Here is a 14,183-nt window from a genome sequence, read left to right as displayed (position 1 = left end):
TTGATTACTCATTTTTCTTGGTAGGAATGATATGCCCTACGAAATTTTTGTTAATTATGCCTACATAAAGCTTCGCCTTTCATATTAAAGCATGGAAGAATTTGATCGTTTTTTGCTAGTTCAATATATTTATTAGTCAACCTTGAAATGCTGTTGCAATGACGATCCACTCGTTTGCTCAGCCTCAGTATCTTGTCAGAAGTATACGGCGGCCCTTTCTCAAGCAGATGATTTCCTTTTTTTCTGCCTCTCATAATAAAGCCCCAATGCCATTCAATCCTGACAGCCAACATCTTCATCCTAAGTTTTTTATACATCTACATCACTCCTGTTACTAATTCTAATAGGGTTAATGTAACTCTATCAGTATTAGTGTAACACATAGAATACGTCGATATGTGTCGAAGCCTGGATACATTATGAAAAATAGTAAATTATTATCTGGTCTTTATTTTTTATCTTGTCTATGGTTATAAATGGTTATTCCGACAAGCAGTATAACCATTATTGCAAGCAGTACGAGAAAATACGCGGGACTAGGCATTTCTCCATGTTCATTGTAGTAGTCAAATATAAAGCTCACACTTATCGCTCCTTGCCACTTTTATTTAAATGAATAATATCCCTTTTGGAGATATTTTCACCCTGTTTGCACTGTCTTTGTCTGAACCTCTCTATTTCCTGTTTTTCTCTATGTTTTTTTATTAAATGCACTATACCTGTTATGGCAAGTATGCCAGTTAAGACAGCCAAGGCTATCAGGTTGTCTCTTGGATTGTTTGAAATCCACATCACCTAATCTTCCTCCTTTGGAAAAAATACACATTTCCAAGTATAGACAAATTTCGTGTTTGTGTCAAGGTATATTAGTCACAATATAAATAAATATGACTAATATACCCTTGCCATTATCACCGCCACCATATAAGTTTCTATATAATAGGTGGTGATAGAATGAATGATATTTCAAAAATTGTAGGTGACAGAATAAGAATTTTGAGATCTGAAAAAGGGCTGAGTCAGGAGGAACTTGCAGATAAAGCAGGCATAGACCCTTCTCATCTGGGCAGGTTAGAAAGAGGAGAAAGGAATCCTTCTTTAATCAGTTTGGATAAAATTATCAAGGCGCTGGGATTAACTTTCGAGGATCTGTTTAAATACATACAGCCATCTAACATGGAAACGGACAGTACCACAATGTCCCTGATAATAAACAAACTTAATACCTTAAGCCTTGATGATCAAAAGCTGATATTAAATGTTATTGATACGATGTTTCAGCTAATGAAGCATAAAGCCTAGCAGCTAAAAACTGTTAGGCTTATTTTTCTGTGGCTGTATCAAGTTCTGTGCATCATTCTGAAAATAGTTATCGCGACGTTGCCTCTTTGATGAGTGCTTCTACAACAGAAAGAATTCTTCGCTGTTCATCCTGCGGCAGATTGCTGATTGCTTCGGATAACTTTGATGCTTTGATTTTATAGCCCGCATTGATCACATCCATTAATATTTCATCCGCTGATACATCCAGGCCATTTATGATATCAATTAAAGTGTCCACACTTGGAGTTTTTACACCGCGCTCAATAGCTGATAAATAATTAGGAGTCAGCTTAACAATTTCTGCAAATGATTCCTGTGTATATCCTTTTGCTTCTCTATATTGTTGAATCCTCTTGCCGATAGCCTTATCTTTCATAGCACTTACCTCCGAATAACTCTATTTGCGTTACATTAACACTATAAGTAACAGTATATTATGCGGACACTAAATCCAACAGTTTCCATGTGAGTTAGTATAACGCCAACGGCGTTACATTAGTGAAATTCTTATGATGAGGAAGAAGTCAGGAGGAACAGTTTTGCTCCCCCTGACAATAGTTTTATCATATTCCGGCCTTACTTTTATACTGTTCTTTTTTTAAGTCAGTTTCACTATGATCTGCAGAGAAATTATTGTTCTTTTTCTGTTGTTGAACACTCTTAGAGTGAGAGGTTCGCCTTCATGGTTCACCATGAACCCTTCCATGGTTCACGCATAGGGTAGACTTTTCCCTTGGTGTGAAAATATATTTTTCGCTTATCAGCTAGTATCTGACTTTCTCAGATAGAACATGTTGCTGCTCTTTCCGCCGTTTTCCCGCCAACGCTGTTCTTTGCGGAGATACCCGCTCTTTTCCAAGTCGGCAAGCGCGCGCTTGACGGTACTCCTGGACAGCTTCAACTCTCTGGCGATGGTACCAATCGCCGGATAGCATTTACCTTCCTTGTCGGAGCGGTCGGAAAGATACATATAGACGGCTCTTGCACGGTGTGGCAGTTCGGAGGAATAAAGCGAGGTAAAGTACCCCATAGCGTCACCCCCTTGTGGATTCCTGTTTTTGAATAAAAGGGTCAAGATTGATCGTTGGTCCCGGCGTGTGAAGCATTCCGCCTGATGCAGATTCAGGCGCTTTAGGTTCCTCCAGCACTTCCTCACAGGCGGCATGGCGCCGGATGATTTCTTCTTCCAGGGTGAAGCGGTCAGCGTACTCCACTATTCTGGCGGATTGCTCTGCAATTTCGTATGGCTTCCCGAAGACAATGCCCCATTCCAGGAACAGCTTCAGTCTGGTGCGCATGGGATACGCTCCGGTCTTGGTCACAATAAAATGTCCCTTGGGCATGGATTTCAATTCGTCAGGGGTCATCAGCGGCCGCTCGATCATCTGCAGGGATTGGCTGGGATCGTTTTTGCCGCGGCTGACGGAGCCGCTCATGACGGTTTTGTTGCCGAGGGCCTTCGACAATATCTGCGCGGATTCACTGTTGGGGGCGAAACCGCCGAACACCGTATCCTGACAGTTGTCGATGATGATGGCGGAACCCTCCCGCCCGTAGTTTTTCTCCAACTGAGCAAACGATTGTATGATCGCCACAATGGACATGCGGCGGGAACGACTGGCGCTGAACATCATCTCCGCTGACTCGATTTTTGGTATGGTGCCGATCTCGTCAAGAAACATCATCACACGGTTCGGCAGCTTGCCGCCATGCTCGTCGGCCACCGAGAGGATTTCCCGGTAAAGCTGCTGGACAATCAGACTGATGATGAAATACTTCGTGTTATCTTCTTCCGGCATGACCAGAAAAATGGCGCTTTTCTCAGTGCAGAACTTTTCCGCATCGATAGCCGTATCAAAGCACAGCACCTGCTCCAGCTCGGAGTCCAGAAAGGCATTGAGCCTTGAAAGGGCGGTGGAGAGGACACTCTGCATGGCCTGCTCCGCAGAGTTGAGGGCCGCGCCTGCAAACCATTTTGTCTTGTGCTCGTCCGGCAGGTGTGCCAGAAGGAGCTGGAACAGGGTGCGTCCTTTAACGCCGCTGGGCGCTAGCAGGTCCTGAATCAGCTTGAACACGGACACAATGTGTCGCTGCTTCGGTTCGCAGTATTCCGCGATGAGCAGTATCACGGAGGTCAACAACCCTTCAGCCGCGTCATAGAAGAAGGCATTCTGGCCTGCAGACGCCACATCAAACCCTCCGGAGTTGATGATGGTTTTGGCGGTAATCTTGGCATACTTTTCGGCTCTGGCCTTGTATGCCAGATTCCGAGGGTTTGCAAGGTACATATCCATGTATCGGTTGACAAGATGGAGCAGGTTATTGCCGTCCGAGCGGGTGGGGTTTCTCAGATCGATGACGGCCACATGGTAGCCGTAGTGTTCCTTGGCGATGCTGCCGTAGTTGCGGTAGAGGTCGCCTTTGGTGTCCGTGGTTATGAAGCTCATGCCACAGGCACAGGCATATTCCAGGTTTGGATAGAGGAAATTGGCGGTCTTTCCAACGCCTGCAGCGCCGATCATCAGGCAATGGATGTCATCGTCATCCACCAGCGCGTAGCCATGGGGCGCTGTATTGTCAAACAGCGAAGCCCTTCGCCAGCCGACAACCAACCCCTGGACGGTTGGGAGATTTTCTCCCTTCCGCCATTTTTCCGGTTCGAACCTGACTTCCGTATAGGTATTTCTGATCTCCTGTTTTGATGCCCAGCGGGCCGTCCCATGCTGTCCATCGCCCACGGTCTTGGACTTGATACCGTTGAGTGTGTAGTAATGAGCCAACAAGGATAAAAAGCCGATGACGCCGAACATGGTCAGCCCTACAGCGATCAGGGTTATGATTTGGGATGCTTGCACTTTGATCCCTCCTTTACATCGTCATTAATATATTTTCTGGTTGCTCCTGTTTTGGCAGCATTACCTGTGGTTCCAGCTCAATGAACATCCTCGCCCTGACACAGTCAAGAGCCAGACGAAGATATGAGCTGCCAAGGCGCCGCTGATCTTCTACTCCGCGGATACCAGGCGTATTCACCATGCGGTTAATTTCCTCCAGAGCCCTCCGGATATCCTCCGTCCGGGTACGGAGCCAGCCTCTGTCCTCATGGGGGCGGTAGCTGGCCTGTAGTTTTCTCATAAGCTGCTCTGTTGTCACAGGATGCTCCATCTGCCGGCACAGCTCCCTGGTCAAAAGCAGAGAACCTGCAGCCATGCACTCCAGACACTCTCTTACAGATTCGACATTCTCCGGCGCAACTTTTCCCGAATTCACAAGAGGTTCCAGCGCGTCAAAGCAATCCGTCACAAATGCGCGGGTATCCCTGTGCGCTCTAATAGCCTCGCACAATTCGGAAAGCTCTGCGCACACCTGCGGAAGGAGCATCAGCTTCGGATGTTCCTCAGAGGGAATCGGCTCCACGCCGTGTTTGGCTTTCAGATCCTCGTTCCAGTCCTTGTAGGTGGATTGCATGATTGCTGTATTTGTGTATCCGTTTTCTGCAAGAATGCCCTTCAGACGACCAACGGCTTCGATCCCCGCCTCGTCATGGTCCAGGCAGAAAACAACCTCATTCAGATGCGGATTTTGTCGGAGCTGCTGGAGCAGGGCGTGTTCCGACACCCCGTCCAATGTGACATAGCTGTGTTCTTTCCAGTCCTTCAGGTGAAGTGTAATGAAAGACAGCATATCCACGGGAGCCTCAAAAACATACAGTTTACTGCTCTTTCCAATCCAGTGAAAGCTGTATCTCGGATCGCTGCTCTCCACGTTGCCCTTGTATGGTTCGCCTTGAGTATAAGTACCGCGCTTATGGGCATGCCGGGCGATTCCTTTTTCGTCCAGCCCAACAAACACGGCGTTGTGATATTCCTTATCCTCGTAGATGAGCTTCTCATGGGCGAAGTGCGAGAGCACATCCCGGTCAATGAACCGCTGTTTGATAAGGTAAGCGAACACCCGGCGCATGTCGGAATTGACCTCAGGCAGTGCGAAGTCTTTTTTTGGCGCCGGTGCACTTTTAGAGGTCTGGTTCCACTCCACGCCAGCTTCACCACCAAGCAGCCATTGCACTGCTTCGGGAAAGCTCACGTTATAAAACTCCTGAACAAAATCGATAGCATGTCCGCCTTCCTTGCGGCTGTGCCGGAACCACTCGTTCCCGCGGACAGTCACGCTGTCATGCCGTTTCCATCGCCACTCAGGGCCGGATCGGGTGAGCTTTTCTCCCTGGCGCTCAAGAAAGTCCACCAGGTCGACGGAGTTGGCGCGCTGTTTTTCTTCGTCGGTAAAGTGAATATATGCCATCCCTTGGCACCCCCTTATCAATGCCTGCGCTTTCCGCAACGGCGAAAAAAAGCCACCCGCTGTCTGGCAGGTGGTGTAAATGAGAAACGGTTAGTTTTTGCATCAGGCAGCACTTTTTTCTCCTGCCTGATAGGGTATTTTTTCTTCATAGGAGCACTCCTTTTCTTTAATAAGTTGTAAGCCTTTGCTCATGGTCGTCCGGGGCATGGCCCTGGGCAATCTTTTTCTCCCTGATCTTTCGCCGCAGCTTACTCTCAACCTGCATACCTGGTCCGCCTGGAAGCCTTCGTTCTTCTTCACGGAATATTCGACTCAGATGATGCAGGAGCCTTGTTGCTGCAAGAAAAGGAGAAGGATCATGAAAGGAGTCCAGATGGTCTAAGAAAAATTGCGCATAGACATTTCCTTGCTCAGCGGATAAGGTAAGCCAGCGTACAGCATTTTCCCGGTCACGGTGAACATCTTTGCCCACCAGGTAGAGCTTCCCAAGGGTGTATTGGGCATACTGGTTGCCCTGCTCCGCGGAGGCGGTCAGCCATCTGATGGCAGTTTCCACATCCTTTGGTACATCCTCGCCCAGCAGGTAGAGCTTGCCTAGCTGATACTGTGCATATTGATTGTCCTGCTCTGCGGAGGCGGTCAGCCATTTGACAGCAGCCTTGGCATCCTTGGGGACATGTTCGCTCTTCAGGTAGAGCCGGCCTAACTGATACTGCGCATACTGATTGCCTTGCTCCGCTGATTTCAGGAACAGCTCCAGTGCCTTTTGGATGTCTCTTGCCACATCCTCGCCGGTGAGATATAGCTTTGCCAGTGCATATTGGGCAAACTGGTTGCCAAGCTCAGCTGAATGTGTCAGCCATCTTACTGTGGCTTCTATGTCTTTGGGTACTTCCGTTCCGGTAAGATACAGCTTGCCAAGGGCATACGCCGCGAAGGAATTATCCTGTTCGGCCGAGAGTGTAAACAGAGCGATGGCTTTCTGGATATCCTTATCTACTTGGGTGCCGTCCCGGTACAACTTTCCGAGGGCGTATTGTGCGAGAGCATTGCCATTGTCCGCAGCCTTTGTCAGCCATAGGATGGCCTGTTCGATATTCTCATGACCGCTGTCCGCGTCCAGATATAACTTACCAAGCATGTATTGGGCGTGAACATTGCCCAGCCGGGCAGCTTTTTCAAAATAGACGATGGCGGCTTCCGCATCCTTCTCCGTGCCAGTGCCGGTGTACAGCATCTGACCCAGGCGGTATTGGAGCTTATCGTCGTGGCTCTGTTCCTCCAGTCTCTTAAACCCGAAGAAGGCTTCCTCAAAGTGCAGTTCGGCTTCTTCAATATTTCTTGCGGTACCTATACCGTCCCGGTACATCTTTGCCAGTTCATAATGGGCATAGGGAACATTCTGTCTTGCAGATCGGCGGTATAGTTCGAAGGCGGTCTGGTAATCCTGCTCAACACCCTGCCCCCGGTAGTACAGGCCGGCAAGCGAATACTGTGCGTACTTGTGATTTTTTGAAACTGCCGTATCAAACCAGCCAGCCGCTTCCTCATAGTCCTGTATCGTGCCGAGTCCTGCCGCATGCATTTTGCCGATGCGGTACTCTATGTACCGGTTTTCTTTTTCTGCTTCAATATCCATAAACGCAAAGAGAGCTTTCTCATACCAATAAAAAGCGGTATCTGCATCGATCTCCATGCCAAGCCCATCCGCATACATCCTGCCGAGGTCGTGCATGGCGAGAGCGTTGCCATCCTCGGCTTCCTCCAGAAACAACCGGAGGGCCTGTTCAAAGTCCGGCTCCGTATCGTCGCTGCTATAGAGATAGGTTCGGGCTCCTTTATATCGGTCGCTCCATGCTATATGCGGTTTGCCGGGTTCTATGCTATCGGAATTCGATGAGGATGCGTGGTCTTGGGCATCAGAAAGATTGTAATCCTGATCTTCCGCTACTTCATGAAACACAGCTTCCGGCTCTGCCAAGAGCTGCTCCGGCTCGTCATCCCCGGCAGCGGTTTCTTCCTCGTAGGTTGGTTCAGCGTTTTCATCGCCTTCAAAGGTGAGATGGTGATTGCCGAGGTCTACCGCCTCGGCAATCACCATGTTCTTGATCTGCTTGAATTCCTTTTGCTGTGAGAGTGGAAGAGGTTCGGGCAGTTTGTCCTTATAGGTACGCAGAACCTCATTGTGCATCTCATACCACTTGGCATAAGCAGCTGCGACGCGCTCGTCCTTTGCCAGCTCATCCACAATCTGATTGACCAGTTCCTTCAGCGGGACTTGTAGGTAGCCAAATTGCTTTTTTCCTGTGGTATGCTTTAGTTTCTCCGCCAGTCTGGACATCAGATCCTCAATCACCGGGTTCTCGCAAGTTCCTGTACCCATCTGTTCCAGAAGTTCCCGCAGGGTATTCCGGCTCTGCTCCGTCAACGTGTTGCGCTGGATCGTCTGCTCCGAGTAGATTTGAAGTAAGTCCTGCTGAAAGATTTCCCGTGCCAGACTGCTCCGCATGTTTTCAATTGCTGGCTTTGTAACATAGCCCTTGCGGGGATCAACCGAGTAAATGATCATATGGCAGTGCGGATGATGGCTCTCGTCGTGAAAAGCCGCATACCAGCGCAGGTTTTCCGGAGCGATTTTCATCTGCTCGGCGAATATATTGCGTTGTTGGCGGAGGAGGGCTATCCATGCGGAAGCGTTATCGTATCCCAGCCGGGCCGCGTCCTCTCGTCTCATGGAAATGATAGGTGTCCAGATGTTTCCGGTATGCTCCGCCACTTTTTCGGCCACCTTAGACAGCACCAGCGGCTCATCCTCATCTGTAAACAGGCCGTGGCTGCCCAGCTTTTCCGCGCGGGGACGGGTGGCAATGTAGTTGACGTAGACCTCCTGATGAGTCAGCTGATCCAGATTATGGTCAATGGCTGCGGTAATAAATGCCGATGCATTTTCGAGAGTCGGCTTATTTTGATAGTCCTCATATTCAAAGAGGCTTTTGGAATCAGGAAAGCGGGTGAGAATGTCCCCGATGCGCTCTATCTGCTTTGGGGTAGCAGGTTGGTTCCGTCTGTACTGTGTAAGCTTTTCTACACCTTCCCGCGTCCCCACGTACTCTATCAGGTTCTTTACATGCTCCGGATCGTTTTTAATATAACCGCATTTGAAGATAATCCTTGGCATGATTAATCACCCTTCTGGAATTTTACGACATCCTCGAAAGTCACGGAGCCAACCGATTTTTTCACGTCATTAACGCACTTGCCCCGCAGCCGGCGCAGGGTGTTTTCATCCACGTCCGCGGTGGTGGCGAGGATATTCATCATCATGGACATTTCAACCGCCAGCTTGAACATAAGCCGGGCCATACGGTTTTCCGATGAGCTGACAATTCCCGACATGGCAGAAGTGATGGCGGTCGGGAGGTACTTCATGCCATCCTCCGCAGCGATATAGCCGCTATAAAAACGGATTGCCTTTTCTATAAATTCACTGCGGCTTTTACAGTTGTCCTTCTCCAGAATCGCATCTACTCCCTCGATGGTGCTGGGATAGAGCCAGAGCGGGATGCGGGTTTTGATTTCTTCAGTCATAGCAGACCCTCCTTGTCTGAAAAGCTCCGGAACCACCTGACAGGTGTACCCCGGAAAAGTCTTTGTTTTCTAGGTTAAGTGGCAGATTTGAAAGAGTTTTGACCACCCAGGAGGTGACCAACGCCCTATTTAGGTGTACCCGCCGAACGTCCCCGACCCGCGTTGCGGGGCGGTGTTTTTCGGCAGGTGGGCGCAAAGCGACCACCTGCCTTTAACCAGCATCGTTTTCATGCCCATGGTTCACCCCCGGAAGCCAGAATGATGGGCTTCTCTCAACCCGCCGCACAAAGCCCCAACACGGGGCCTTACTTTCTCAAAGGTGTTACTGTGCCATCCCTGCCGGGAAACGCGACACAGGGGCACACAGGCGACAACACGGGCGAAGCTGGCTGAGAAAGAATGCGCTCCAACGCATCATGCTGATATTTGTTGAACCACAGCTCGATAGATGTATCGCCCATATATGCTCTGCCGTTCTATGTCCCTCTTAAGCCGCAGCGCGAACGTCAGAGAGAAAAAGAGTAAGCTACATGCCGATTGTCTGCGTTGGGCAGTTCAGGGAAGGGGTATCCGTCAACAGATACCAGTTGCCATCGGCCTCATTGAAGTTGCAGCTTTCAACGATCTGGTCTTTGAGTTCCTCCCAGGAGACCGGAATTTCCGTACCTCTCACACCTGCGTGAGCGTATAACTGATCCAGCGGTCTGTCGGGCGGAAGGGTGATGTAACCTCCGGGCGACATGATCTGGATTACATCTTCCGGGTGCTCTTGCCGGAACTGCTCCAGCGTCATCGCTTCTTTCATACGGTGGTGCCTCCTTCCTGACTGTCAATACCAGCCCTGATTTCAGCAGGTACATGCTTTTCATAAAGAGTCTGCAGCTGAGCTTGCAGTTCGGTCTGCAGTGCTGTGTCATCTATATAATGCCGGAGGATGCACAGCTTTTCAGTGTTATACCGGATTTGAATGGTATCCAGCTTCATGAGCTTCGCGCTCCTTTCCATGTGTTTTTGAGTAAAAATTGCCATGATGGTATACTTTCACGACGAATGCCGGGAAGTATACCATCATGGTTACAATTCATCCAGTGCGTTAATCAGGCTGCTGGGAAGATCGCTCAGCTGAACAGCCCCATCCGGTTCCTCCTGTGCGTCCGTTGGAGTCAGTCGTAGCTTTCTTATTTCATCCCTGATTGCTTTTCGAACACACCTTTCCAGATGCTCTGCCTGATTTGCTGAAAGGATGCAGGTGACTACAAAATCGGAACGCTGTCTGGCAGCCTGCTTTAAGTAGAGTGCTTCGGCTTCCCGGTGTCTTGGATTGTCCCTGTCGAAGGATAAAAAGTAGCGTTTTCGTTCTGCCATATCATCACCCCATCAGGAGCTTATAACCGTCTGCGTTGGCAAACCGGTTCAGCACCGCTACCGTATTCAGGTTATCATCGTACAGCCGGGATTTCAGCAGCTCCGCGCCGCCGCCCGCGAACACCGTGGGGAGCTTTAGGTCCAGGCCCCTTTCTCGCAGAGCATTGAACAGCTCCTTACAATAAGCTGCCACCGTCTGATCCACCACAGCCGCAATCTGCTTGCTGTCGGTGTGCTGGATTTCACCGCGGATGGCGTCTGTGATGAGTTCATCGGATAGCAGGATATCACTTTTCTGGAGCGCATCCTGTATGCGGCTGTACAGAGTGATGGTCCCCATGCGCAGGCTGGCGCAGCTCGACCTGTCCAGCTTGAAATTGTGGACTGTGAGCACATCCACGGTGTATCCGCCGATATCTACCAGCGTTATGCCCCGGTATTCTGACAGCCGCGGATAATACCGGCACAGTGCGGCATGCCCCTGAGCGAACACCTTACATTCCGTTATGTGGCAACGGTAGGAGGTGCCCTCGAACATAAACGAGACATTGCTCCGCAGAAAGTACCTGCGGAACGCTTCCTTTTGGGTTCCATAACTGTCGATAGGCAGCCCCACGCCCAAGGCAATTTCCGCGTTGGTCGCGCCGGCTTTTTTCATGGCGTCCGCGATGACCGGCAGTGTCAGGAGAAACGTATCCGGCTCCTTGGTTTTGTCCTGCTGGAAACGCAGGCGGCGTTCTCCTATGGCGTAATATTTTCCCTCATAAAAGAGCTGCATCTCCGGCGTAATGAATTCCTTGTCGCTCACCGCGTAACCGGAGGCATAGAGCATTCCCTCTGAGGATTTAACGTTGTAGTTTCCATTGTCCACTCCGAGCTTGATCATGATTGACACCCCCTTTTTCTTTTTCTGCAGATCACATGTTCATGGTCATGCCCTGGTTTTCCTGCTCGGCGGGACCTTCGGACTCGGAAGGCGCTTCCGGGACAGAGGCCGGTCCAGGCGCGGCCTGTTCCCTCTGGCGGCGGGTCTGCCGTGAGGGTCGCTCCCTCGAAGCGGCAGACTGTTCCGGTTCCGGCGTCTGCTGCTGTGCGGGTATCTGCTCCATGCGGCTCTCCACAAACTCCCGCACCTGTGCGGGTACCATCCTTTCATAGGTCTTGTCCAGGTAATCCTGCAGCTCCTGTTCGATTGTCTGGTCCTTCTTGCCGATAAAAAAACGGAGAGCCTCCAGCTTCTCCGTAGGGAAGGATACCTTTAATTCAGTCATACTCATAATTATTTCCTCCTTAGAATTCCATTGTCATGCCGGATTCATCCGGCCCCTGCTCAGTCGCGCCCTCCTGAATGTTGGGACAGTAAGCTGAGAACATGACCATATCGAAGCCATACTCCATGGGTTCAACCGCCGCCATTTCACGTCTTGCTTCTAAAACATTCAACAACATGGAAGTAATGTTGCCGGTAGGATCAAGGGTAACATGATACTTGTCTCTGAGTTCTCCAAAGTGAACGGCCCAGACGCCGCTTCTGCTATTTTGCGTCCCCTCCCGGACGAGTTGATCAGCCAGCTCATTCAGCCGGGCGGTTACAAAGTCTCTCGCTCCCGGCAGGAGGCTGGCATACCTGGCATAGTCGTAACCTTCGCTTTGAACAAGAACGCCTTCCGTGCTGTTTTCACCAAGCACCAGAAGGCAATGTTGGATTCCGTTTCCATCCTGATACATCCTGTTTTTATTCTCTGCGATGAAATCGGCATCCCGGATCAGGTTGGAGCGAAAACGGGCATATTCTGTTGCCGGAAGCTCCACGATGTTTTCGATGACACAGTCTCTCACAGGAAATTCGTTGGTCTTTCTCTCAAAGACCGCCTTCAAATGCAGCATGGTTTTCTCCTTTCCGCCTGTCCATCCGACAGGCCATGGGTTGATGTTATTTTGTTTCATAGCTGATATACGGAACCTCCAGCCACGCTTTCCAACCGCGGCCTTCGAGCTTTGTTTTGACGACGCCGTATTTTGTTCCCATCGCTTCGATCACTTCGCCATTGCCGATATATACACCGATGTGCCCCGATTTCCAAACGGCCAAGCCCGGTGTGTCAGGCATGGTATCCATGGAGCCTTTGACGGTAGCGGCATTGTACATGCCGTCCGCGCCCACATCCGGCATGCCGTTGGTTCCATACTCAATTGTCTTGGTGTCCGGGTTATACCAGCCATATCCTTTGATGAGGCCGACACAGTCGGTTGTCCTGCCGCCCAGCCAGTTCTCGCGGATGAAATCTTCATAGTCACCCACGCCATCCGGGTACTGCTTCAGCTTGTATTCGAACAGCGAGTCTGTCAGAACATCGCCGTAGGTACCCCATACATACCCCCAGCCGGAGTTAAAGGCATTTTCGGCATAGGTCACCAGATCCAGGTTGTTTTTGTTTACCGGGTGGAGCAGGGTTAGTCCGTCTAATGCGGTACCGCCTTTGCCACCGTATTCAATCTCCCCGGTATACGATCCGGCACCGCCATAGACAATCCTCTGGTAGATCTGCAGTGCGTTAGCCTTTGACTCCTTCGTGACCGGAATCCCTGACGCTTCGAGATTTGCGTATGTCGTGTCCAGACTGGCTGGGACAGCAACCGTGTGATTCTCGGAATCCTTTTCATAAGTCACAAAGCAGTTCACGAAGGCACGGGCCTCGGCGTCGGACAGCGAGAGGTTTTTCGCGCCGAAATACAGAGAATAAAAAATGGATTTGATGCGGACATTGTCCAGTGAGCCGCCGTTCATCCCGGCCTCCGTGTCAGCTATCGCCTGATCCAGAACAGAAAAGCAACCGCTCATGTCCTCAATGTAGACCGTGTATTCGGCAGGGACAGAGGAACCAGCAACGCCGCCATTGAAACACAGGTCAATGGCGGCGTTGTTATGCTGTGATGTGCCGGAGAGTAGGCTGAGTATCATGACGATCACGAGAATAAAGGGCGTCAGAATGGCGGCGATCAGAACGCCTACCGCCTTCCACGTTCGCTTGTCGGTAGCTGCGGCGATGGCGGCCTTGACCGCAAGTGTAATAGCTGCAGGTGCTGCCATAGGTCATCACCACCATTTCGGTCCGAACAGCGTGCCTTGTTCCGGTTCTGCTTCCTGCTGCTCCTGCGCCAGTCGTATGGATTTCTCCACAGCCTGTTCCAGAAAATCTGTGTCGAAACCCGCCGACCGATAGCCTTCCATGATCGTGTTAAGGTAATAATCGGACGGCGCCCCGAGGGGATGACCGTCATTCATGATATAAACCATGGCGGAGGTTGTTTTGCCTTTAAGTTCCACCGGAAGGATTTCCTTGCGGTAAAAGGAGGGGTATCCCTCATAATGGTCGAGGGCCTGCAGGTCACGTTCCTTCAGCTTCCACAAAAGCACAGGAACACTGGAGCCCTTCAGCGGCTCCACCGTCGCTACGGCGCTTCTTAGGCTGCCGCGGAACAGCATCTCATAATCCTTAATTTCGCTGGTACCGACCACCTTGGCGGTGGGGCAGCGGACGGACATCTGCGGTAGGTTCAGATTACTGCCGTAAGCAATGTACAGCGTTTCTGGTTTCATATTG

18 protein-coding genes are annotated in these 14,183 nt (G+C 50.4%); 1 reads left to right on the top strand and 17 read right to left on the bottom strand.

Going from position 1 to position 14,183, the window contains the following annotated elements; all coding sequences use genetic code 11:
* Nucleotides 1-50: 50 nt before the first annotated feature.
* Together MAMMFC1_RS15480 and MAMMFC1_RS15475 are read right to left on the bottom strand one after the other, a co-directional pair.
* Nucleotides 51-317 carry a hypothetical protein gene (locus MAMMFC1_RS15480; RefSeq protein WP_126309318.1) on the bottom strand — a complete coding sequence of 89 codons (267 nt, stop codon included), beginning with the start codon at nucleotides 315-317 and terminating at the stop codon, nucleotides 51-53.
* A gap of 268 nt (nucleotides 318-585) precedes the next feature.
* On the bottom strand, nucleotides 586-795 hold the full coding sequence (locus MAMMFC1_RS15475; RefSeq protein ID WP_126309317.1) for a hypothetical protein: 210 nt from the start codon (nucleotides 793-795) through the stop codon (nucleotides 586-588).
* Nucleotides 796-954: 159 nt separating this feature from the next.
* Here MAMMFC1_RS15475 and MAMMFC1_RS15470 point away from each other — a divergent pair, with 159 nt between their 5' ends.
* Nucleotides 955-1,302, top strand: coding sequence for a helix-turn-helix domain-containing protein (locus MAMMFC1_RS15470; RefSeq protein ID WP_126309316.1), 348 nt, complete (start codon nucleotides 955-957; stop codon nucleotides 1,300-1,302).
* 67 nt (nucleotides 1,303-1,369) lie between these two features.
* Here the strand turns inward: MAMMFC1_RS15470 and MAMMFC1_RS15465 are convergent, their stop codons facing one another.
* The 15 genes from MAMMFC1_RS15465 to MAMMFC1_RS15400 form a co-directional block, all read right to left on the bottom strand.
* Complete coding sequence (locus MAMMFC1_RS15465; protein ID WP_126309315.1) at nucleotides 1,370-1,699, bottom strand: helix-turn-helix domain-containing protein; 330 nt, start codon at nucleotides 1,697-1,699, stop codon at nucleotides 1,370-1,372.
* A 384-nt stretch (nucleotides 1,700-2,083) separates the two neighbouring features.
* On the bottom strand, nucleotides 2,084-2,353 hold the full coding sequence (locus MAMMFC1_RS15460) for a helix-turn-helix domain-containing protein (RefSeq protein WP_126309314.1): 270 nt from the start codon (nucleotides 2,351-2,353) through the stop codon (nucleotides 2,084-2,086).
* A 4-nt stretch (nucleotides 2,354-2,357) separates the two neighbouring features.
* Nucleotides 2,358-4,178, bottom strand: a complete 1,821-nt coding sequence (locus tag MAMMFC1_RS15455; protein ID WP_126309313.1) for a VirD4-like conjugal transfer protein, CD1115 family — start codon at nucleotides 4,176-4,178, stop codon at nucleotides 2,358-2,360.
* Nucleotides 4,179-4,191: 13 nt separating this feature from the next.
* Nucleotides 4,192-5,625, bottom strand: coding sequence for a DUF3991 domain-containing protein (locus MAMMFC1_RS15450; RefSeq protein ID WP_126309312.1), 1,434 nt, complete (start codon nucleotides 5,623-5,625; stop codon nucleotides 4,192-4,194).
* 17 nt (nucleotides 5,626-5,642) lie between these two features.
* Entirely contained in the window at nucleotides 5,643-5,774 is a 132-nt protein-coding gene (locus MAMMFC1_RS22720; protein ID WP_269471842.1) for a hypothetical protein, read from the bottom strand.
* A gap of 17 nt (nucleotides 5,775-5,791) precedes the next feature.
* Nucleotides 5,792-8,803: a MobP3 family relaxase gene (gene mobP3, locus MAMMFC1_RS15445; protein ID WP_126309311.1), complete on the bottom strand. Its 3,012-nt coding sequence runs from the start codon at nucleotides 8,801-8,803 to the stop codon at nucleotides 5,792-5,794.
* A 2-nt stretch (nucleotides 8,804-8,805) separates the two neighbouring features.
* Complete coding sequence (locus MAMMFC1_RS15440) at nucleotides 8,806-9,213, bottom strand: hypothetical protein (protein ID WP_126309310.1); 408 nt, start codon at nucleotides 9,211-9,213, stop codon at nucleotides 8,806-8,808.
* A 526-nt stretch (nucleotides 9,214-9,739) separates the two neighbouring features.
* Entirely contained in the window at nucleotides 9,740-10,018 is a 279-nt protein-coding gene (locus MAMMFC1_RS15435; RefSeq protein WP_126309309.1) for a hypothetical protein, read from the bottom strand.
* Nucleotides 10,015-10,218, bottom strand: a complete 204-nt coding sequence (locus MAMMFC1_RS15430; protein WP_197723834.1) for a DUF6103 family protein — start codon at nucleotides 10,216-10,218, stop codon at nucleotides 10,015-10,017. The genes MAMMFC1_RS15435 and MAMMFC1_RS15430 overlap by 4 nt, the downstream gene beginning before the upstream one ends.
* Nucleotides 10,219-10,287: 69 nt before the next feature.
* Nucleotides 10,288-10,578: a plasmid segregation centromere-binding protein ParR gene (locus MAMMFC1_RS15425; protein ID WP_126309307.1), complete on the bottom strand. Its 291-nt coding sequence runs from the start codon at nucleotides 10,576-10,578 to the stop codon at nucleotides 10,288-10,290.
* 4 nt (nucleotides 10,579-10,582) lie between these two features.
* A complete protein-coding gene (locus MAMMFC1_RS15420; RefSeq protein WP_126309306.1) occupies nucleotides 10,583-11,464 on the bottom strand; it encodes a ParM/StbA family protein in 882 nt (293 codons plus the stop codon).
* 31 nt (nucleotides 11,465-11,495) lie between these two features.
* Nucleotides 11,496-11,855, bottom strand: a complete 360-nt coding sequence (locus MAMMFC1_RS15415; protein ID WP_126309305.1) for a DUF6103 family protein — start codon at nucleotides 11,853-11,855, stop codon at nucleotides 11,496-11,498.
* Nucleotides 11,856-11,868: 13 nt separating this feature from the next.
* Nucleotides 11,869-12,465: a DUF6329 domain-containing protein gene (locus MAMMFC1_RS15410; protein WP_126309304.1), complete on the bottom strand. Its 597-nt coding sequence runs from the start codon at nucleotides 12,463-12,465 to the stop codon at nucleotides 11,869-11,871.
* 46 nt (nucleotides 12,466-12,511) lie between these two features.
* Nucleotides 12,512-13,669, bottom strand: a complete 1,158-nt coding sequence (locus MAMMFC1_RS15405) for a hypothetical protein (RefSeq protein ID WP_126309303.1) — start codon at nucleotides 13,667-13,669, stop codon at nucleotides 12,512-12,514.
* Between the two features lie 6 nt (nucleotides 13,670-13,675).
* Nucleotides 13,676-14,179: a gamma-glutamylcyclotransferase family protein gene (locus MAMMFC1_RS15400; RefSeq protein WP_126309302.1), complete on the bottom strand. Its 504-nt coding sequence runs from the start codon at nucleotides 14,177-14,179 to the stop codon at nucleotides 13,676-13,678.
* Nucleotides 14,180-14,183 lie beyond the last annotated feature (4 nt).

Source organism: Methylomusa anaerophila, assembly GCF_003966895.1.
Classification (GTDB): Bacteria; Bacillota; Negativicutes; order Sporomusales; family Sporomusaceae; genus Methylomusa; species Methylomusa anaerophila.
Note: the sequence above shows the minus strand (reverse complement) of the source record. Positions and strands in the feature narration are given on the sequence as shown.